This window comes from Ignicoccus hospitalis KIN4/I (assembly GCF_000017945.1).
Taxonomy (GTDB): Archaea; Thermoproteota; Thermoprotei_A; order Sulfolobales; family Ignicoccaceae; genus Ignicoccus; species Ignicoccus hospitalis.
Genome location: NC_009776.1, coordinates 66,629 through 86,539 on the forward strand (window position 1 = coordinate 66,629; position 19,911 = coordinate 86,539).

Annotated in this window: 21 protein-coding genes; 8 read left to right on the plus strand and 13 right to left on the minus strand. The window is 55.5% G+C overall.

Features of this window, described 5'->3' with window-relative positions; all coding sequences use genetic code 11:
- Positions 1-96: 96 nt before the first annotated feature.
- Both IGNI_RS00385 and IGNI_RS00390 read left to right on the plus strand, forming a co-directional pair.
- Positions 97-1,398 (plus strand): hypothetical protein, encoded by a 1,302-nt coding sequence (locus IGNI_RS00385; protein ID WP_011998106.1) that lies wholly within the window; start codon positions 97-99, stop codon positions 1,396-1,398.
- A 5-nt stretch (positions 1,399-1,403) separates the two neighbouring features.
- Entirely contained in the window at positions 1,404-2,096 is a 693-nt protein-coding gene (locus tag IGNI_RS00390; RefSeq protein WP_011998107.1) for a hypothetical protein, read from the plus strand.
- Here the strand turns inward: IGNI_RS00390 and IGNI_RS00395 are convergent.
- The 6 genes from IGNI_RS00395 to gatE form a co-directional block, all read right to left on the minus strand.
- Positions 2,093-3,016, minus strand: coding sequence for a metallophosphoesterase family protein (locus tag IGNI_RS00395; RefSeq protein WP_011998108.1), 924 nt, complete (start codon positions 3,014-3,016; stop codon positions 2,093-2,095). The two genes, IGNI_RS00390 and IGNI_RS00395, sit on opposite strands and share 4 nt — an antisense overlap.
- 219 nt (positions 3,017-3,235) lie before the next feature.
- Positions 3,236-4,303: a hypothetical protein gene (locus IGNI_RS00400; RefSeq protein WP_052569725.1), complete on the minus strand. Its 1,068-nt coding sequence runs from the start codon at positions 4,301-4,303 to the stop codon at positions 3,236-3,238.
- On the minus strand, positions 4,258-5,058 hold the full coding sequence (locus IGNI_RS00405; RefSeq protein WP_011998110.1) for a DUF2079 domain-containing protein: 801 nt from the start codon (positions 5,056-5,058) through the stop codon (positions 4,258-4,260). Before IGNI_RS00405 ends, IGNI_RS00400 begins: the two co-directional genes overlap by 46 nt.
- Positions 5,059-5,061: 3 nt before the next feature.
- Positions 5,062-5,439 carry a CopG family ribbon-helix-helix protein gene (locus IGNI_RS00410; protein ID WP_011998111.1) on the minus strand — a complete coding sequence of 126 codons (378 nt, stop codon included), beginning with the start codon at positions 5,437-5,439 and terminating at the stop codon, positions 5,062-5,064.
- Positions 5,440-5,500: 61 nt separating this feature from the next.
- Positions 5,501-5,686, minus strand: coding sequence for a hypothetical protein (locus tag IGNI_RS00415; protein WP_011998112.1), 186 nt, complete (start codon positions 5,684-5,686; stop codon positions 5,501-5,503).
- Positions 5,679-7,592: a Glu-tRNA(Gln) amidotransferase subunit GatE gene (gene gatE / locus IGNI_RS00420; protein WP_011998113.1), complete on the minus strand. Its 1,914-nt coding sequence runs from the start codon at positions 7,590-7,592 to the stop codon at positions 5,679-5,681. Before gatE ends, IGNI_RS00415 begins: the two co-directional genes overlap by 8 nt.
- Before the next feature lie 181 nt (positions 7,593-7,773).
- Between gatE and IGNI_RS00425 the strand changes: the two genes are divergently transcribed.
- Complete coding sequence (locus IGNI_RS00425; protein WP_011998114.1) at positions 7,774-8,844, plus strand: DNA primase large subunit; 1,071 nt, start codon at positions 7,774-7,776, stop codon at positions 8,842-8,844.
- On the opposite strand, the gene IGNI_RS00430 is transcribed toward IGNI_RS00425, so the two are convergent.
- Positions 8,810-9,484 carry an MBL fold metallo-hydrolase gene (locus tag IGNI_RS00430; RefSeq protein ID WP_052569731.1) on the minus strand — a complete coding sequence of 225 codons (675 nt, stop codon included), beginning with the start codon at positions 9,482-9,484 and terminating at the stop codon, positions 8,810-8,812. The genes IGNI_RS00425 and IGNI_RS00430 overlap by 35 nt on opposite strands.
- A gap of 49 nt (positions 9,485-9,533) precedes the next feature.
- Positions 9,534-9,890 (minus strand): cupin domain-containing protein, encoded by a 357-nt coding sequence (locus tag IGNI_RS00435; protein WP_011998116.1) that lies wholly within the window; start codon positions 9,888-9,890, stop codon positions 9,534-9,536.
- A 200-nt stretch (positions 9,891-10,090) separates the two neighbouring features.
- Between IGNI_RS00435 and IGNI_RS00440 the strand changes: the two genes are divergently transcribed.
- Positions 10,091-14,269, plus strand: coding sequence for an AAA family ATPase (locus IGNI_RS00440; RefSeq protein ID WP_011998117.1), 4,179 nt, complete (start codon positions 10,091-10,093; stop codon positions 14,267-14,269).
- On the opposite strand, the gene IGNI_RS00445 is transcribed toward IGNI_RS00440, so the two are convergent.
- From IGNI_RS00445 to sucC, 5 genes are all read right to left on the minus strand, one after another.
- On the minus strand, positions 14,183-14,701 hold the full coding sequence (locus tag IGNI_RS00445; protein ID WP_187145972.1) for a GTP-dependent dephospho-CoA kinase family protein: 519 nt from the start codon (positions 14,699-14,701) through the stop codon (positions 14,183-14,185). The genes IGNI_RS00440 and IGNI_RS00445 overlap by 87 nt on opposite strands.
- A 50-nt stretch (positions 14,702-14,751) precedes the next feature.
- Positions 14,752-14,964 carry a transcription elongation factor subunit Spt4 gene (gene spt4, locus IGNI_RS00450; protein ID WP_011998119.1) on the minus strand — a complete coding sequence of 71 codons (213 nt, stop codon included), beginning with the start codon at positions 14,962-14,964 and terminating at the stop codon, positions 14,752-14,754.
- A complete protein-coding gene (locus IGNI_RS00455; RefSeq protein WP_011998120.1) occupies positions 14,961-15,494 on the minus strand; it encodes a DNA-directed RNA polymerase in 534 nt (177 codons plus the stop codon). Before IGNI_RS00455 ends, spt4 begins: the two co-directional genes overlap by 4 nt.
- A gap of 63 nt (positions 15,495-15,557) precedes the next feature.
- Positions 15,558-16,448 (minus strand): succinate--CoA ligase subunit alpha, encoded by an 891-nt coding sequence (sucD, locus tag IGNI_RS00460; RefSeq protein ID WP_011998121.1) that lies wholly within the window; start codon positions 16,446-16,448, stop codon positions 15,558-15,560.
- Positions 16,449-16,465: 17 nt separating this feature from the next.
- Positions 16,466-17,596: an ADP-forming succinate--CoA ligase subunit beta gene (sucC, locus tag IGNI_RS00465; RefSeq protein WP_011998122.1), complete on the minus strand. Its 1,131-nt coding sequence runs from the start codon at positions 17,594-17,596 to the stop codon at positions 16,466-16,468.
- Positions 17,597-17,747: 151 nt separating this feature from the next.
- On the opposite strand from sucC, the gene pfdA reads away from it, so the two are divergent.
- Genes pfdA through IGNI_RS00485 form a run of 4 tightly spaced genes read left to right on the plus strand, consistent with a single transcriptional unit; the run spans position 17,748 to position 19,904 of the window.
- Positions 17,748-18,194, plus strand: a complete 447-nt coding sequence (pfdA, locus tag IGNI_RS00470) for a prefoldin subunit alpha (RefSeq protein ID WP_052569735.1) — start codon at positions 17,748-17,750, stop codon at positions 18,192-18,194.
- Between the two features lie 10 nt (positions 18,195-18,204).
- Positions 18,205-18,417 carry a hypothetical protein gene (locus tag IGNI_RS00475; RefSeq protein ID WP_011998124.1) on the plus strand — a complete coding sequence of 71 codons (213 nt, stop codon included), beginning with the start codon at positions 18,205-18,207 and terminating at the stop codon, positions 18,415-18,417.
- 48 nt (positions 18,418-18,465) lie between these two features.
- A complete protein-coding gene (cobA, locus tag IGNI_RS00480) occupies positions 18,466-19,212 on the plus strand; it encodes a uroporphyrinogen-III C-methyltransferase (protein ID WP_011998125.1) in 747 nt (248 codons plus the stop codon).
- The gene (locus IGNI_RS00485) at positions 19,200-19,904 is read left to right on the plus strand and encodes a uroporphyrinogen-III synthase (protein ID WP_011998126.1); all 705 of its coding nucleotides are present in this window, start codon (positions 19,200-19,202) and stop codon (positions 19,902-19,904) included. The genes cobA and IGNI_RS00485 overlap by 13 nt, the downstream gene beginning before the upstream one ends.
- The last annotated feature ends 7 nt before the right edge of the window (positions 19,905-19,911 follow it).

Below are 19,911 nucleotides of genomic sequence, written 5' to 3' on the forward strand. Positions count from 1 at the left end.
CGGGATAGGCAGTCATCGTTCCTTAAGGGGCGGGACGTCCTCATCGGCGGGAGCCGTTTTTAATTCCCGGACAAGCCCGCTTTAGGGACTGAAAGAATGACGAAAAAGTACTTGGTCCAGCACGCTCTGGGGGCGTTCCTGCTCGACCCCCAAGGGAACGTAGAGAGGTACGAGTTGAACACCAAGGACGTGGACGAAGCTGCGGAACAAGCGCTGGTGATGGAAGGTTGGGTCAGAGGGATGAGGGAAGGCGAGGAGAAGCGCGCCGGCTTGGCGGCCCCGGCGAGGAAGCTCCTAGAGAATTTAAAGAACGAGAACTTCGAGGGGGTCCTAGTATTCGAAACGGACTCCGAGTCCAGGGAGGCCGCTAAGCTGGGCTTCGAGGTAGCCGTAGAGCCCGCCAACGAGCCGGCCCGCGCGCTCCGATCCCAAGTGGCCAGCTTAGCGGTCAAGTACGGCTTTGTTGACAGCGAGAAGGAGTTTTACGAGTGGTTGAGGAGGGTCGACATAGAGGTCGTCAGGAGGAAGCTGAGGAGCGTCGCGCAGAAGAGGGACTTGCTGGCAGCCCAAGCGGTTAGGAGCATAGACGACATCGACAAGGTCGTGAACTTAATGGTGGCTAGGCTGAGGGAGTGGTACTCCCTACACTTCCCAGAGCTGGACAAGCTTGTCAAGGACCACGAAGCCTTCGTAAAAATAGTAGCCGAATTAGGCGGGAGAGACAACATTACCAAGGAGAAGCTGCTCGAGCTGGGCTTCAGCGAGGCCTTGGCTGAGAAGATAGCCGAAGCCGCTAAGAAGAGTACGGGCGCCGACCTAACCGAGACAGACATAGAGCAGTTGCAGAAGTTGGCGTCAATAATAATGAGCTTGTACAACTTGAGGAGGGACTTGGTCGACTACATAAGCTACATAATGAAAGAGGTGGCGCCCAACGTGACCGCCCTAGTGGGTCCGGTGCTGGGCGCGAGGCTCATATCGCTCGCCGGCTCCTTGGAGAACCTCGCGAAGATGCCAGCCTCCACGATACAAGTGCTGGGCGCGGAGAAGGCGTTATTCAGAGCTCTGAGGACCGGGGGCAAGCCCCCCAAGCACGGCGTGATCTTCCAGTACCCGGACATACATAGGAGTCCGAAGTGGCAGAGGGGTAAGATAGCCAGGGCGCTCGCTGCCAAACTGGCGATAGCCGCTAGGACGGACTACTTCACGGGCAGGAACATAGGCGAAAGGCTGAGGGAAGAGCTGAGGGCGAGGATAGAAGAAATAAAGAGGGTCTATGCCAAGCCGCCCAAGAAGACCGAGGAAGAGAAGAAGGCCCCTCCGGCCAAGAGGGCCAAGAAGAGGCCCCCCAGGAAGGGGGGCAAGAAGGGCCCCAGGAAGGGCGGCAGGAGGAAGTAGCCCCGTTGCCTCGGAGGCTGGAGGACTGGAGGGACGCCCGAGCGCCCTTGTTTTGCCACGTGTCTGAGGTGATCGACGAGTTCGGGGAGGTGGTTCACTGGAAAGGGCCCTTCGACGAGGAGAGTTTAGCCTTGTACAGCGTCTTTGGAATAGAGCCGTCTCGGGCCCGCGCGAACTTAAACGTGGGCGAACCTGTCGCCGTAGTTAGGGTGCCCCCTCCGCACTCCAAGTTTAACGCCGTACGGAACTTGATGAAATTGGAACACGACCCCGCCTTGGTGGTCAAGAAGGGGGACAGAATCTTCGTCGAACCGGCCCTGAGGCACCCTAAGGGCTTCGCATCCTTGAGGGAGCCTTTGAAGGTCGCTAAGGAGATGAGCCGCGAAGTCGGCCAGCCCGTAGTCCTCCTGAAGGAGGTTCCCGGCCATTGTTGTTGGTTCGTCGCCCCCCTCGCTTGGACGGCGCTCCCCCTCAACGACGCCGGCGCCTTCCGAGGCGGCGTCCCGATAGGGGTTAGCGTCCCCCTCTTCCAGCCCCTCGAGGGCTGTTGGGAATACGAGGTAGAAATGGAAGAGGTAGAGGGGGAGGGTTTCCCTCCGGACGTTCTGAACCGAATTAAGGTCAACTTAAGCGATAAGATCAAGATGAAATTAGTACCGCTAAGAAAGGTAATGATAAGGATGTTTGGTAAGCCTTAGACTATTACTGCCCACCTCTCGGGCTCGAGCTCCCAAGATGGGTCCAAGAAGTCGGGAGCCCAAGCCCCGGCCCTCTTATTGAAGAACGGCGACCCCACGCGCGTGAACACGCTCACCACCCTCTTCCTATGGAAGAACTTGACCCCATCCACTGGCGTGTGTCCCCTTACTACGTAACTCACCTCGAGCGCTTCCAACAGGTAACGCGTGGCCCCCGGCCCCCAGAGGAAGCCCCTCCCCCTAGGCGAGGGGGCCCAACAAGCCTCCGGCCCGTCCTCCCAGCCGCATATGTTAGCCGGGTCGTTCCACAGAATCTCTTCCACTACCTCCGCCCGAGGCTCCCCGAAGACGCACTCGAGCCCCCTGCACCCCCTACGCAAGAGGACCGTAGCCGGTCCCCCGTGGTAGGCCACGACAGCTCCGTCGACAACTAAGGCGAAGGGCAACGCCTCGAAGACCGACCTCGCAGCCCTCAGCACATCCTTCCAACCCTTGAACCTCTTGGCTAAGTGTTGGGGGAAGTCGTGGGGGAGCGGCTCCAGCCCCCTGTAAGGCTCGTGGTTTCCCCTCAGCACGAATACCTCGGAGGGCCTCCTAGCCTTGAGGGACAACACTAACAACAAGGTTTCTAGCTGCTTAGGCCCCCTGTCCACGTAGTTGCCTAAGAACACCAGCTTGTAGTTCTCCAGAACTTCTTTCAAACCTAAAACGTTCCAGACGTCGTATACGCTCACCAAGTCCCCGAAGAGGTCGCCGTGGAAGACCGTACGAGCGTCGGGCTGGGTCACTACGAAGGGCCACTCTCCTTCGAGGTGCTTCTTAGCCTCCTCGAGCAGTTTAGTTACTTCGTCCTCGGTTAGGGTCTCTACCGCCTCCGCGAAGGCCCCCAAGTCTTCTATTGGTAGGTCTTCTAACTTCAAGCCCCACCACGCTCCGAGGGTCCCATCGCGGTAATCTCTTCATCGCGCGAGCTCGAGGGGGGCAAGTCGTTGTCATCCCCCGGTCGCTCTCCTTTGGGCCTTAATTCGTTGACGGCAAGAAGCGCGCGGCCGAAGGGGGTAGGGGGCGCAGCTGAAGGGGGTCTTCCAGTACAGCTGCACCCAGCCCGGGAACACTTTGACCCTTATCTCGTGCCACCCTCAGTTTAGCTCCAAGCTGCCGAAGTAGCTCGCATGTACGAAGTCTTGCATGACCTCTACCCTCTTGGTGGGTTTTAAGGTAATGTTATCTATCCTTATCTCCAGGACCGAGGGCGAGCCGTAGAAGGCGTAGGTGCCATTTACGTCCACGTAAATGTATCCTTCAAGCCACGTTATGTTGTTTATGCCGTATTTGGGTACATAATCGTAAAGCGCCGGGACGAGCTTCCCGTCCTCGCTTGACAGCCCGTACTTAGCTCTGAACAGCTTGGTCCCGTTTACGTTTTTGTTGGTCTCAACAATTACGAAAGTTCCGTTGTTCAGCCAGATTACCCTTTTGTTGAGGAGGCTGTTAAGTTTAGCTAGCTTAGTTAGGTTCATAATAAACACGTACCCGGCGTCTCTGACCATTATTGCTTCGTTGACCACCTCGCTCCATATGTACTTAGGGATGTCCATAGTCCTCACGGTTCCGTACATGTTCACGAAGACGCGGGCGTTCAGCCAAGTAGTTAGGATTGCAGCTATCTTCTGGGGCGTTAGGTGGGCGTTCCAGTACCAGTCCTTCATAGCCATGTTACCGGTGTGGTCCGGTTTGTACTTACATGAGAAGAGCGCCATCAAGGTGTCGGGCACGCTGACCCTCTCGCCGGGCTTCAAGTACTTGGAGGCCACCTCGTAGAGCTCTAGCGCTTTCCAGAAGCAATGTAAGTTGTTGGGGGCTATAGGCCGGTAAGTGGTCAGTGACATCCACGGGTATATGGGGTAAGGTGCCGGCTTTCCCTCAGAGGCGTAGTAATAGTAATACTCGTATATCATTGCCCAGTAGGCCAGGGGGTCGGCGACGGCAGCTAGGGCCAGCACTAAGGCCAGCTGAGCTCCCCACACCCCTGCGCACAAGTAATTCTTCAGCTTGGACGTGTTCAATATTGCTGCTACAACCATCATGGTTATCAAGAACACTGGGTACTGGAAGCCGTACCAGAACTTGAACTTGTACCACGAAGTGGTGAACAAGAAGTTCAAGAAGTCCGGGAGCCAGAGCAACGCGTTGGCGTTGGGGACCAACGCGGGAACACGCTGAGCAGAGCGACTACTAGGAACTGAACCTTCACGTCGTTAAACCTTGCGGAGGACTTCTCGAAGAAGATCGCCCACCTGTCGAACTGAAGGTGTACTAAGCCTAACTCGAGTATGAGAGCCAACAGCAGCGGCGCGGCCACTAGGACCAGGAGAACGAAGGCCTTCTCTACGTTGTGCTTTACCTTCTTGGTAGCGACCCTCCATAACATTACGCCCAGCAACGGGAACGCGGCTGTCTCTTTGAAGAGAATTGCAAATATCATCAAGAAATAGCCCTTCAAGGGGGAAGTATCTAACACCAGATATCTGACGCCGAGGGCTATCAAGGGAAGCGCGTAGGCCTCGGGGTGTATATCGAAGCTCACTATCCCGTGCATGGCCGGGTGGAGGGCGTAGGCCAACGAGGCGACTAGGGCTAACTTCCAACTCCCCAGCAGTTCGCGGGCAAGGGCGTAAACGGCATACGTCGCTAGCCCCAGCCCCACGCCTTGAAGGAAGGCCAAGGTAGCTACGAACAACCAACAAGGCAATACCATACATAGAGGCTTGAAGAGCAATAGGGCGTAAGAAAAGTGGACATTTAGCACGCCCTTGTGATGGGGGTACTGACATATAGCCAAGATAGACGTGGGAGCGTCGCCGTAGAACCTGAGGTCTAGGAACCTCAGCACGGAATAGCTCCCAAATACCACGGAAATTAAAATAATGTAAGTCGGCAAGGCCAACTTGCGTAGTTGCACCGGTCACACCCCGTTGGAGCCCGGGTAGACTATTGGATAGACGGCCCCCTTCAACTTCCTCAACGTTTCCAAGACAGATACCTCTTGACCGTTTACGTTTATTAACAAAATGACATACTTACTCTTCATTATCACACATGCGAAAGCGGGCGCTTCTAGCGGCTCCAGAGCTCTAACTACCTTCTCGAGCTCGCTCGCGGGGGCTATCACCACAAATATAGTTGCTTTGTTTGGATCTTCAAGGGCTTCCAAATAGTTAATGAAAGCAGACGTAGCCATCTCTATTACTTTGGACCTCGATACGTTCAACCTTTCCGCAACTTCGTCTAAGCGCTCCGCCAATTCCTTTGGTAACGCCACGCCGAACCTCACGTTGGCCACTCAAACCCCGAGCAAAGGGAGACCCAAGTTCGGATTTAAAATTTTAAAATTATTAACTCTCTTACCCTACTTCCAGCACCCACCAAGATATGACCAACGCGGAGAGTACGACCGTTAAGACGTTTGTCCACTTGGCCAGTTGAGGGAACTTCAGAATCAAGGCTAGGAAGTTGCCCACTTGAGATATTATCCCTATAGCTGTTAACAAAAGGACTGCAGCTATCGTGACGCGTAGCGCGTCAGCCACCCTCTTCACCCAGTTCTTTCAATAGCCTCTTTACGGTTTCGGCTACGACCTTCCCGTCGACCTTGCCCCTAAGCTCGGCCATCGCTTTCCCCATGACCAAGCCGAAGCTCCTTTCTACTCCCCTCTTCTTTATCTCCTCTATGTTTTGCTGTATTACCTTCTTCACTACCTCTTCCACGTTGATCTGGCTAGCCGTGACGAACTCCTTCAACGCCTCTTCCACACTAGCTCCACCCGCGACCTTGCGGAGGACCTCCGGAATGGCTTCCTTAGCTACCTTACCCTCCGCGACTTCGTCTAGGACCTTCTCTATCGCTTCGTCGGAAATCTTGTCAGTCTCGAGTCCTTCCCTCTCCAACTCCCTCAAGGTGTCCACTACGGTCCTAGCCACCAAGTTGGCACTCAGCTTGTTTTTGTACTTTTTGATGAGTCTGTAGGCCAAATCGAAGCGTTCGCTGGATATGACCTTCTCTGCCATGTCCTTTGAAAGTTTATAGTCAGTGATCAATTCCTGGATTAATTCTATAGGGTTCTTCGGCTTCAGCTTCTCCGCTTTAGTTAGCATGTCTTCAGTGACCACTATCGGAGGCACGTCGGTTTCGGGATACATCCTCGCGGAGCCCGGCCTGGGCCTCAAGAACCGGGTCGTCCCGTCGGGGTTCGCGGCCCTAGTCTCCTCCGGCACCCCTTTGAGGGCGTACGCAGCCCTCTCCTTGACAGCTTCTAAGGCCTTCTTCGCGTCGGGCGGCGGCGCTATTACCATCACGAAAGCGTCTTCTTCGCCGCACCCCAAGGCCTCTTTCAAGTCCTCTACCTCGTCTTCGGAGATCCCGTAGCCCGGGAGCTCGTCGCTGTGAATTATCCCCCCTACGCCCGCCCAGAACCTAGCGTAGTCCGCGAGCTCCGTTCCGAACCTCCGGTTCGGCTGGACCTCTTTCCCGAGGAGGCCCTTGAACTTGGGAAGTTTAATTGCATAGACTCTGCTGCCCTTGGATAACGACCTCTTGATCAACTTGCTCTCAGTATCCTTGAATATTTCAGTTACGTCCTTAATTGGTTGGGAGAGGATTTCTTCCTCTTTTACCCCCCTTCTCTTCAGCTCGTCCCTTATCTCGAGCAGCCTCAACTGTCTGATTACTTCGTACTCTACGACCTTGTCTATTATCTGGAGCTTCTGAACGCCCTTTATCTCTGTCTTGGTGCCTCCCTTAATGGAGACGTTGAGGTCTTGCCTTATTGTGCCCAAGCCCCTCTTTACCCTTCCGGTGAGCCTCAACATCTGGCCTATTCTCAACGCTACCCTCTTGGCCTCTTGGGGAGAGGTTATCGTAGGCTCCGTGGCTATCTCTATTAAGGGTATTCCCAAGCGGTCCAAGTTAAACACGGTAACCTTTTCCTTCTCTTCCACCTTCCTCGCCGCGTCCTCCTCTACGCATATTGTTTCTATTCCTATCTTCTTGTCCCCTAAGTTTAGCTCCCCTCCGAGGGCTACCAACATAGTCCTTTGGAAGCCGGACGTGTTGGAACCGTCTATTACCATTTTCCTCATAACGTGAATTTCGTCAATTATTTTCGAATTGAATGCCTTGGCAATGGCCAACGCAATGATTATTGAATCCCGGTCGGCTTCGTGGGGCGGCTCTTCGTCCGCTTCCACCAGACAAGAGTGCCCCACCGGTGCCCTGTAGACGTAAGTCCTACCCTTCTTCCATTCGAAGAGGGCCGCCACGTCTACCTCGCCCAGCTCGCTCCTTACCGGCCTCAGCCTCCTCTCTATTACGTCGAAGTCCTCTTCTTCCTCGGCCAGCTCGGGCTTGCAGTGACAGAAGAGCTTTCTTTCTGTCTTCAGCTGCTGGTGGATCTCTAGGCCTACCTTTAAGCCCAGCTCCTCGTAGTTCAGATTCAAGTAGACCCCTCCTCCGTGCCCGACCTCGGGATATAAGGTGTGTCACGGGGCCCGCGCCCCGTCGTAGTAGGCCTTAATGACGAGGGGATGAGCTAGAACTTCCGGCAGCGAACGGTGAGCGACTCTGCCAGCGGCGACCCCCTTTAAGCGTCAAAGCCCATCTGGCTAACGGAACGTCGAGTTGTTGTACGCGCGCTACCCCTTCGTTGGCAGCGTATCCAAGCTTTCTAAGAGGATGTTTGGCGTCGAGATGGACGTAGAGGAACTGCTTGACCTATATCCAAATGCCATTGATTTAGCTAAAGCGATGGTAGAGGGGAGGGGTCCAGCCGAAGACGCCGGTTGTGACGACTTGTGTGCGGTCTTGGCTTACAGAATAGCCTTAGTCCTCGTAGCGGCTGCCAGAAGCAATTGGTTGAGGAACAACTTTGCAGTAAACGTAGCCAAGCGTGCGAGCGAGTTCTTTAAGAAAGAGGGCATAGAGACCGTCGTAGGGGTGTTGAAGGCCTGCGGCTTCTGGGCGGAAGTCTTGAGGGAACCCTTGAGGGTGCCCTTGAGGCAACAGAGGGGAGCGGTCTACGCCGAGGAGTACTTGGTGAGGACGACACTAATGGATTACGTCAGGTTGGCCAAGAGGTTCCTCAGCGACCCCACTTGGAAGGTGGTTAACAAGGCCTTGTTAGGAGGCTTCGTCTACTTAAAGGAGGAGGAGCTGCGGAGGCTTGCAGAAGAAGCGGTCGTAATTAAAGTTCTCGAAGACTTGAGGGAACTCGGCGACGTCGACCCCCAAGCCTTGCCAGAGAGGTTCAAAGGGGTGCTGGAGGAGCTCAAAACGAAATACATGGCGAAGAGAAGTAGCGCGGATATCAAGATAAAGGGGTTCGAGCCGAGGGCGCTTCCTCCGTGCGTCCGTTCGATTTACGAGAGGGCCCTCCAAGGGGATAACCTCTCGCATCAAGAGAGGTTCACACTAGCTACGTTCTTATTGAACGTAGGTAAGGACGTAGAAGACGTATTGGAAGTTTTCAAGAACATGCCCGATTACAACGAGCGCATAGCGCGTTACCAAGTGGAGCACTTGGCGGGCCTCAGAGGCTCACATAAGAAATATTCTCCACCTTCGTGTAAGACTTTAGTCTCGTGGGGACTGTGCCCAGGAAAAGACGAGTGTAAGGGCGATCACCCGTTGAAGGAGTACTGGAGGAGGCTCCGCAGGCTCACCAAGGCTCCCTCTCGGGAACCACGACCTTAACCCCCAAGGCCTCGGCCAACTCCTTGAACCTCAGAGCATCATCTATCGAACCCACTATAGTTCCCCAATGCATGGGTATTGCTACTTGCACTCCCTTTATTATCTTCAAGGCCTCCGCCGCCTCTTCGGCGGTCATGACGTACACGCCCGAGACGGGTAACATGGCGACGTCCGTCACGACCTCAGCCATCTCCGGGATAACGTCGGTGTCCCCAGCGTGGTAGAAGGTCACCCCTCCTAGCTCGAAGACGTAGCCGACCCTCCCGTCCTCCTTAGGGTGGAAGACCACGCCCGGCGCTCTGAACTTGTTCACGTTGTATGCCGGAACCGTGCGAAACTTGACGCCTACTACTTCACCCTCTTCGAAGGGGGCCACGAATACTTTCTCGTTAGGGAAGACTGACAGACAGTCCTCAGCTATCGGCGGCGCGACTATTACGGTCTCCGGGGATATGACTTGCGCTATGTCCTTGGGCGAGCAGTGGTCGAAGTGCTCGTGGGTAATGAACAAGACGTCCGCCTTCTGGTTGCTGGCCGAAACTATTCTGAAGGGGTCTATAGCGACGGTCAGCTCGCCGTCGGTGAGCTTGAAGCCGTCGTGGCCCAGCCACGAGACCTCGACTCCTTCTATGTATATCATCGGGCTCACTCGTTACCTAAACTTTCTGAAAAGGTAATGTATAGGGGGCTCACTTGGCCCCTTCCTTTGGAATTATACATATGAAGCGGAGGACCTCGTCTCCGGTGTTCTTGTAGTAGTGCTTGGAGCACGGAGGTATGTACAGAACGGTCCCGGGCCCCACTTCGTACTCTTCCCCGTTTATTCTTACTATCCCTTTACCGTTAAGCACGAATATCTCGTGCTCCCAAGGGTGGGAGTGTTCGAATATTTCGCCTCCAGGCTCGACCTCGAAGACCCTCAAGTAGAACGTAGGGGCCTCCCCGGGCCCTATGACCCAGCGGATAGTGGTCTTGGTGGCGACCTCACGGGGGACCTCCTTTGCTTCTACCTCATCCCACTTGACCACCTTCGGCTTACAGACCACGGCTTCCCCTTACGCTTTTACGAGCTTTGGGTTAAAGCTGGAGTTGGGCCCCGCCGTTCCCGGCGACGGCTGGGAGGCCTCGACGCCCGCTCCAAGCGGGCGGATGGGCAACCCGCCTCCACGGCGGGGCACACGTCACTTTCGGCCCTCGCCGGCCAACTATAAACCTTGGGTAAGCTACGAAGACGACGGTAACGGTGATGGATTGCGGGCCCCTGCCCAAGAGGGCGCCGAGCATAACGGGTAAGGACGTATCCAACTTACTTAAGGAGCTGTGGGAGGCCGGGGTCAAGATTAGAGAAGAGGTAGAGAACGTCGTAAGGTCGTTCTTGAACATGGTCGCTAACGCCGAAGAGACGGTTTCTATGTTTGTAATTGGAGAATGGGGAGAGGGAAAGACGAGCGTATTCGATGGTTATATGAAGGCCCTAAAGCCACCGAACGTCGTATTAATGGAGACCAGCGTAAAGCGGGTAGTATCTAGCATTAGAAACATGAAGCACCAACCGGGCCAGTCCTCGGCCGCCACCTTCTTGGCTGCTCTGTTACACTCCTTAGCGATGGAGTACATGGAGAAGGGGGAGAAGCTGATAGAACCCTACGAGGGAGGCCCGGTTCACGAGTACGCGAAGAAGGCTTTGGACGAGCTGGCGAGCAAGTTCCCCGGGAAGAAGTTCGTCGTGTTCATAGACGAGTTCGAAGAAATAGTGTCGCCGTCAAACAAGGACGTCGTGAAAGAGATAATAAACGGGTTGATAGAACTAATCAACGGCCAGTTCGGATACATGCAAGAGAAGTACCCCGGAATACTCCACCTAGTAATTGCTATGACTCCTTACGCCTATCACAAGGCATTGAGTTTAGCGGACATAGACGAGAGCTTGAAAGGGAGGGCCGAGAGGAGGCTCCACTTTAAGCTGGAGCTTAGGTCCCTCACGAGGAGCGAGGCCTACAAGCTGGTGGGCTCTCTGTTCAAGTATTCCTACGGGGAGGAGTTCTCGCCGGTCCCCCCTCAGTTCGTCAACACGATATATACGGCCTCTCAAGGGAACCCGGGCGCCCTAACGAGCTTGACGAACTTCGTCATGAGCTCGTTAGTTAAGGACGGTTGTACGGTCCCTTCTAAGAACCCTGAGGAGCTCGTCTCGATACTGTCCGGCGCCACCGTCTTCACCTACGTGGGCTCGAGCAAAGCCTTGGACAAGTTGTACTACGAGAAGGCGCTCTTACCCCTAACTTACGGTGAGGAGGACAAGAGGAAGGTCTTGGCCGCTCTAGCGGCCTACTACTACCCGCTCTCCGAACGGGAGTTAGACGAGCTCAGCGGCGTCAAGGGCGCCAAGGAAGCTCTGGAAGTGCTGGACCAGAGGGCGTCCTTGAGCTCAGAGCCCTTGGTTTCGACCGTCTGGAGGACTTCCGACTACCAGAAGGCCTTTAACGTGTTCCGCACTACCTTGAAGAGTTTGATCCCGGACATAGACGACGACACTTTGAAGATGTTGGTAGAAGAGCTCACTTACCCCAAGGGCCTCTGGAGCGAGGAGTACTACTTAGTCCTCCCCGGCGAGGGTGAGGAGTCGGTCTTAGAGGACGTCTTATCCAAGGAAAAGGCTGTAGTCGACGCGAGGAAGTTGGTTAACTTCCTCAAGCGGAAGATGGAAGAAGAGGGGGTAACTTTCGAGAAGGCGTATATGTTGTCTCGAAAGCACGCCTTGAACCTCTACCCGCCCCCCGCCGTGGCCGCGGCCTCTTTCATAAAGGACCCCCAGCTCAGGGCGAAGGCTTGGAAGGAGGCGTTAAATGCTCTAATTAAAGGAGATATAAACTTAGATAAGGTTTTCGCCGAGGTGATAATAAATTCGTTCAAGGGTACGATAGTTGGTAGGCTGGTGAACGTCGCCCTAGGCGACGTGCAGCTCAGGATATACCCCAAGGTTATCCTTTCCTTGGATAGTAAGGCTTTGGAGGAAGTGGCGAAAGAGGCCAAGAGGGACGGCGCACACCTGATGATAATACTCACTAAGCCGGAGTTGTACGAGACGATAAAGGACAAGGCCTCTCTGCTCCCAGTGGACGCCGTAGTTTTGGAAGCCAGGGAGGCCAAGCTAGTGCAAATGGCTGTCTACGAGCTCTACGCGAGGAAGCCGGAGAGGAGGGCCTTCGTGGACGCGGAGAAGGCGGCGCTGACGCTGAAGCAGATAGGTGACGAGATAGGCGTCCCGAAGGCTATAGAGAAGTGGATAGATAAGGCCCGCCAAGAGGGCGTAATAGTGGAGGACTTCAAGAGGCCCTCCGGGGCCAGCGAGGAGGCCATCTCGGACGCTTATGCTTTCTACTTGGCCTATCCGAAGGACGTGCTCACCACCGAGGACGTGTTTGAACACGTAATCAAAACTGTCAGAAGGTTCATAATTTACGGAAGGGGCTCCAGGAGGAAGGCTCCGTTCTCTTCTGGCTTAGACATTGAGAACGTGAGGGGATTGAAGAGGTTCGAGGAGGACTTGGTAAGTGCGGGGCTGTTGGAAAGGTTAGAGGACAACAAGCTGAGGATCACAATAAGCAAGGTGGAAGAGAGGCTCTTAAAGCTGTTGAAGGAGAAGGGAGGCAAGGCGGCTTGGAGGGAGCTCGAAAAAGAATTCATAGTGGTTTCGCATAACAAGAGAATACTCTCGGATTTCTACTTGAAGATATTAGAGAGGAGGGGGTTAGTGAGGGTAGATAGGAGGGGGAACGACCCCTACTTCGTCAGCTTAGTAAACACCAAATCCTTAGTGGAGGAGTTGGAGAACTGGTTGGAAAAGATAAACGAAATATGGAGCTCTAACGGCGAGGCGTGGAAGAGCTACGCCCACATAGTCGTCTCGAAGAAAAAGGAAGACAATGTCATAGTGTTGGACGAAATCAAAGATTACGTGACTAAGGGAGTGGTCTCATTGAGGTCTGAGGCCTCCAAAGCGACCGTCGCCAGGAGGGCGGCCTTCCTCATATCCCTCTCCCGCTACCTCGTGGAGACGTTATACCCCGTCACCCACAAGGCGTGGACCGAGGCCAACGACCTAATGGACTCGACTAGCAGCTCGGTGACGTCGACGATATCCAAGATAAGGAGCGTCTTGAGCAAGGCGTCCGGGGAGGTGGGCGTTCCGGTATTGGACGCAGAAGAAATGAAAGAAAGTGTAATGATAAAGAAAATGTTACGCAAGATGGACGAGTTAGCGGACAAGTACTTCACGCGAGAGGAGTTGGAGAAGCTCGTGGCCGAGATGAGGAAAGAAGGCGTCTTGCCGGACAAGTTCTATTTCGAGCGCTTCTACGACCCGCGCGAGTGGAAGAAGGCCTCGTACTTCAACGTTAAGTACTACATACTCGAAAGACACGCCGAAGAGATAAAGAACGAGCTCGAAAAGATAAACATATTGATCAAGGAGATAGACAACATGATATCGCGGATGGTAGAGGGGAGGAGGAGAGTTGAGGAGAAGTTGAAGGAGCTCTCTTTGAAGAGCTATAACAGCGAGCTGGCTTCTAAGGCATACGAAGTGCTGTTGAGACAAGTTATGATGCCTAAGGAAGTCTTACCCGACGACTTGACCGTGGACTCGCTGGAGGAGCTCCGCTCGACGCTGGACAGAGCTCTCTCCAGCGTTAGCATGACGGATCAGAAGATCCTGAGCGTAATTGTGAAGCTGGGCGAGGTGGCGAGGGAGGAGGAAGAGCTGGAAAAGGAGTTGAGGAGGCTTAAGAGTTGGTGCTCCTTCGCGTCGAAGTTCTATTCCGGCACGCCGTACTGGGACGACTTCGAGGGCCTCTGTGAGAGGTTGAACTCCTTAAGGTTGGCCTACGAGAGCGCGAGCAAGGAGGTAAGGGAGCCCGCCTCGGTAAGCGAATTGAGCGCGGTTCTGGAGGGCATCAAGGAGGAGTTGAGGAAGCTCAAGCGCGAGGCCGAGGGTTTATTGAGGGAAATGAAAGAGGTACACGAAAGGGCGATGAAGGAGCTCGAGAGGAACTTGAGCGAGCTGAAGAGGATAAGTAGGGTAGCGATCAAGCTGGGCTTGAATATAGAAGACATTAACAAAGCGCTATCGTCTGTGGAGTTAAAGATGAAGTCCGTAAAGCCCCCCGGGGTGGTGGAGAACGTCACCTACCAAACTTTGTACGACGCGCTCGAGAAGACTAGGACGTTGTTGACGATAAAGCTGAGGACGAAGATAAGCCAGAACGAGGAGAAAGTGCTAAGCGTCTTAGAGAAGGGTAAGCTGGACTTGGTAAAGTTAATAGAGGAGTGTAAGAAATTAAAGCTCGGGGAAGAGGAGGTCGTAAAGGCGCTCGTCCAGCTCGCCGAGAAGGGGTTGGTTAGGGTCGTAGTCGAACTCTCTTAGGAACTCCTCCACGTCGCCGTCGAACATCTTAATTATTTCGAGAAAATGGAGCTTGGTGTATTTGTTGATTTCAACCAATACGACCCCCGCTTTGGGTTGGCCGTACAGCAGCGCCCACCCGTTCTCCGAGCTCAAGAGGGCCGGGATGGCGAGGAGGTCTTCCTCCCCCTCTACCTTTACCCAAGTTGAGGTTAGGATGGCCTTCTTCACTACCTTGGCCGCGTCCAAGCAGATCTGCCCGGGAGGGTTGAAGGCCTTCAGCACCCCGTTGGGGGCCCTCAGCTCCACCCACTGCGACCTCCTCGTCTTGCCGTCGAAGATCGCCGTTCTAGGCACTAAGCCTAGTTCTAAGCACCTTTTGGTAGTCACGTCTCCTACAGTTACCAACGTCTTTCCTCTTAAGAGAAACGGTAGGAGGCGGTCGTCCTTCACTAACGCCCCTCTGGGGGACGCCAAGAGCGTTCGCAAGCTCTGGGGCAGCCTTACTCCCTTCCCACTTCTACAGCGTAGCGCCCCGGCTCCTTGAGGTACTCTACCTTGCCCACGAGTTCCGAGTCCGTCTTGATCAATATTATCATTCCTTCCCAGTTCTCCGTCAAGTCCGTGGAACCGCACCTCGGACACCTCGTGACCTCAGGCCTTCGGGGTACGAGGAACCTACAGTTCATACACGCCAAGAAGGGCTTCCTCTTCATTGCTTGACCTCCTCCGCGTCCTTAATTTTACCCAAGTACGGGCCTTTCATACTCATACCCACCTTGAGGCCCCTCCTGGTCGAAATCTGTACTATCCTAGCCCTAACGAGGTCTCCCCTCTTTATGACCGTTTTCGTGCTGGTGCCTACCATGCTCCCGGTCGCGGCGTCGTACTCGAAACGCTCGTCGCCGAGCTGGGCCTTGTGCACCATACCGTCTATGGGGCCTATGTTAACGTATATCCCGTTCTTGGTAACGTTAACTACTATGCCCTCAACTACCTCGTTCCTCAAGGGCTTGAAGGCGAGCAAAGTGAAGGTGGCCTCGTGGTAAGTGCCTCCGTCGCCCGGCACTATGTAGCCCTCGGGGGAGATGTCCACGTCAGTTACTGTCAGAATTATGCCGAGCTCCTCGTCTATCACGCCCTCGTACTCCTCCCTGAGGAGTTCGAGAGCGACCTTCTTCAAGTCCTCGCCGAACCTCTCGGGCGGTATTCTAACCATGTCTTTGAAGCGGTAGATCCTGTACAACTCCACGCCCCGGCGGGCGTAGAAGAAAGAGCTTTTGATAGATTCGTCTCCTCAGAAGGGGCTTTAGAGCTTGCCCAACTCTTTGAGCTTCTCGACCACCAAGTCCGGCACTTGGCTGGGTATATCCGCGACGGGCACGCCGGCCTCCCGGAAGGCCCTCACCTTGCTCTCCGCGGTCCCCGCCCCCATGCTTATTATCGCGCCGGCGTGACCCATCCTCTTGCCCGGCGGGGCGGTCCTCCCGGCCACGTAGGCCACTACGGGCTTCTCGATCTCTCCCCTCTTTATGGCGGCTGCGAGCCTCTCCTCCGCGTCTCCCCCTATTTCCCCTATGACTACAATTAAGTCCGTCTCGGGGTCCTTATCCATAAGCTTGACGGCCTCTACCGTATCGAGGCCTATGATGGGGTCCCCGCCGATCCCTATAGCGGTGCTCTGGCCTATGCCCCTCTTGCTCAGCTGGTAAGCTATCTCGTACGTCAGCGTGCCGGACCTAGATACTATTCCTACCCGTCCGGGAACGAAGTACTTCTCCGGCATTATACCTACCTTCGCCTTGCCCGGGCTTATCACTCCGGGGCAGTTGGGGCCTACCACGGTGGAGCCTTTGCTCCTCGCGTACCTTATGGCCCTCATCGAGTCGTGAACCGGTATCCCTTCGGTTATGACCACTATTAGGTCCAGCCCCGCGTCCGCGGCCTCTATTATGGCGTCGGCCGCCCCTCCGGCCGGAACGAAGATTATGGAGGTGTTTATCTCCGGGTGGTTCTCCTTAGCTTCCTTGACGGTATCGTACACCGGCACCCCCAAGACCTCTTGTCCTCCCTTCCCCGGCGTCACGCCGGCTACCACTTTGGTTCCGTACTTCATCATCTGCTCGGCGTGGAACTTGCCGTACCTCCCGGTTATACCTTGAACTACCACCCGGGTGTTCTCGTCTACCAACACGACCACGTCCCATCACCTCCCCCTTAAGCGGCCTTGGCCAGCTTGACCGCTTCTTGGGCGGCCTCGTCCATGCTCTCAAAAAGCGGTATGCCGGCCTCCTTCAATATTTTCTTGCCCTCCTCCTCCGCGGTCCCTACGATCCTCGCCACTATGGGCTTCTTGACGTTGGACTCGGAGAGGGCGTCCACTATTCCTTGGGCCACCTCGCTGGCCAAGGTTATCCCTCCGAATATGTTAACGAATATTACCTTTACCTTTGGATTCTTCAGGAGGACGTTCACAGCTGCTTTAACTCTGTCCCTCCTGGCGCCGCCCCCTATGTCGAGGAAGTTCGCGGGCCTGCCGCCGTAATAGTTGACGACGTCCATAGTGGCCATCGTGAGTCCGGCCCCGTTGCCTATGATCCCTATGTCGCCGTCCAGCTCGACGTAGAAGAAGCCCCAGCGGGCGGCCTCCTTCTCCAGCTCGCTCAGCTCCCTCTCCCTAGAGGCCTCGAGCTCCGGGTGTCTGAAGATCGCGTTGTCGTCAACTATCATCCTGAAGTCTAGCGCCACCAAGCCCCTGTCGGTTATAGCTAACGGGTTGCTCTCTACAAGCTCTGCGTCGTAATCTTCGAAGATCTTGTACATAGTCTTAGCTATCCCCTCGAACTGCCTTAACAGTTGCCCGCTCAAGCCTATCCTCTTCCCGACCTCCCTCGCCTCGTGGGCCTTGAGGCCTACCTCGGGCTCTATGGGGAGTTTCACTATGGCATCGGGCTTCTCTTTAGCGAGCTCCTCTATCTCCATCCCGCCCTCGGCGGAGGCCAGCATTACTACCTTGCGGTTTGTTCTGTCTATTGTGAAAGAGAGGTACAACTCTTTTTGGATGTTCTCCGCCTTTTCTACTAGCAACGAGAGCACGGGGAACCCCTTTATTTCCTTTGAGAAGAGCTCCTCCGCCAGCTCTAACGCCTCGTCGGGGTCGCGGGCAAGCTTAACCCCTCCGGCCTTCCCCCTGCCCGCCACCGGGACTTGGGCCTTCAAGACCACCGGCAGTCCGAGCTTCTCCACTGCTTCGTTCACTTGTTCCGGCCTCTCGATTAGCACCCCTTCGGGCGTCGGTATGCCATATTTCTTCGCGATGGCCTTTGCCTCGTACTCGAGGAGGTTCAAGGCTCGCCCCTCCTACGGCTCACCGCGCGGATTAAACTGATTTATGCAATATATATTTCTCAAGTAATAGAAAATAGAACAGATTGAACCGTTCGACTATATCGCTCTAACTTATATGTCTTCTGCAAACCCTTCTCGCCCGGTGGAAGGGGTGGCCGAGGAGAAGGCCCAAGTCGGCGTCGAGGCTAAGGGCGGAGAAGAGAAGGTAAAGCTCCTACAAGACGAGCTGAGGAGCTTGCTGGCGCAGATAGAGTACTTGAGAGACCAAATAGAGGCGGTCAACACCGTGATAGACGACCTCTACGCCAGCTTGGAGGTGTTGGACTACTTGACCAAGGAGGGCAAGGGCAAGGTGGTGTTGGTGCCTATAGGCGCGGGCAACTTCATCAAGGCTAAGATTGAGGACACGAACACTGTAATAACGTCCGTCGGGGGAAGGCTGAGCTTAGAGGTGCCCAGCGATGAGGCCAAGAAGGCTATAGAGAGCAGAATAGCCGCCTTGGAGCAAGTCAGACTGACGCTGCTGAGGAAGTTGGAGGAGCTAAACAGGAAGGTGAACGAGCTCCTCCCCCGCGTAAGGGAAGAGGGCGGGCAGTGAAGGTGGTCCCTTGAAGGTTTTTGGCCCTAAGGGCCGCGGCGCCGAGCCCCCCGAAGTTAAGGCGGCGGAGCTGGAGGAGGCACTAAAACTAATCAAAGAAGGCAAGGCCAAGACAGCCTACAAGGTCTTCGGCAGGGTGATACTCGAGGTACCCTTAGAAGAGGCGGAGAGGACCATCAGGGCGGAGCTGGAGGAGCTCAAGAAGCGCCTCGAGGGGGGCTGAGCGCGCCGCGGTCAATACCCCCTACTCGTCAGTCCAAAGGGGAACTCCTTGAAGGGTAAGGTTTATCTCGTGGGGGCCGGGCCGGGGGGCGCTTGGCTGGCCCCAGCCGCGGCCTTCGGCTTGCTCCGGTCAGCCGACGTAGTCTTGTACGATAAGCTCGTGGACAAGTCTCTCTTGTCTTCAGCTTTTAAGGCGGAGAAGGTTTACGTAGGTAAGGCCCCCGGGGCCCACGCCCTGAGCCAAGAAGAGATCAACGAGCTTTTGATAAAGTATGCCAAAGAAGGGAAGGTAGTTGTGAGGCTGAAGGGCGGCGACCCCTTCGTGCTCGGAAGGGGGGACGAGGAGTGCGAGGCCCTCCGGGCGGCCGGGGTGGAGTGCGAGGTGGTCCCCGCCCCCACGTCGGCCACCGCGGTGCCCGCGTGCGCCGGCATCCCGGTAACTAGGAGGAACTTAGCCAACACCTTTGCGGTCGCCACGGGGTGGGCGGCGGAGGGGAGCGAGAGGCCGAGGTACGGCGAGATACTAAAGGTCGTGGACACTCTGGTGGTTCTGATGGGGGTTACGAAGGTTAACGAGATAGTTTCAGACATCCTAAAGGTCAGGGACGTTCCCGCAGCAGCCGTGACCAACGGGTGTACGGAAGAACAGAAGGTGGTGGTCGCGAGGGCGTCGAAGCTGCCCGAGGTAATGGTCCGTAACGGGGTAAAGCCGCCGGCGGTTTTGGTGTTCGGAGAGGTGGTCGAGTGGGCTTGCAAGGCGGGCACGGTAAGGGACGTGGTAGAGTGCTCACTCTGAGCCCCCACGGACCTCCCCCCTTCAAGGACCTCGAAGTGACCAACGTCCCGGCGCTAGAGCTGGTGGACGTCGCGGACGCCTCCCAAATCAAGGAAGCCATAAAGGAGGGGGAGGCAGTAGTCTTCACTTCCAAGACCGGCGTGAGGTTGGTGTTCGAAAAGCTCGGGGACGAGGCCCTCGAGTTGCTCAAGGGGAAGGACGTGGTGGCAATAGGGCCCAAGACGGCGGCCGAGCTCGAGGCGAGGGGCTTGAGCCCCATAGTGCCGGAGGAGTACCACTCCGGCGCGCTGGCAAAGCTCTTGAAGCGTTACAACAAGGTAGTGGCCCTGAGGTCCGACAAGGCGTCAAAGACTTTGAAGGATGAGTTAGGAGACAAGCTCATCGAGGTGGTTATTTATAAAACCTTGAGGAGGCCCTCTCCAAAGATAGTGGAGGCGGCTAGGGAGGCCGACGCAGTTGCCGTGAGCAGCGCCGAGGTCGCCCGGGCCTTAATAGAGTCCTTTCAGAAGTACTCTAGTATTGACGAACTTAAGAAGTTGAAAATAGCCGTAATAGGGCCCGAGGCAGCAAAGCCGTTGAAGGAGTTGGGCTTGAACTTCGTGGTCGCCCCGGAAGCCACTTTTGAAGGGTTGGAGGAGGCAGTTAAGAGAATAATACGGGGAGGACCGGGAGAAAGCCCCGAGGAGCGCTAACGAAAAA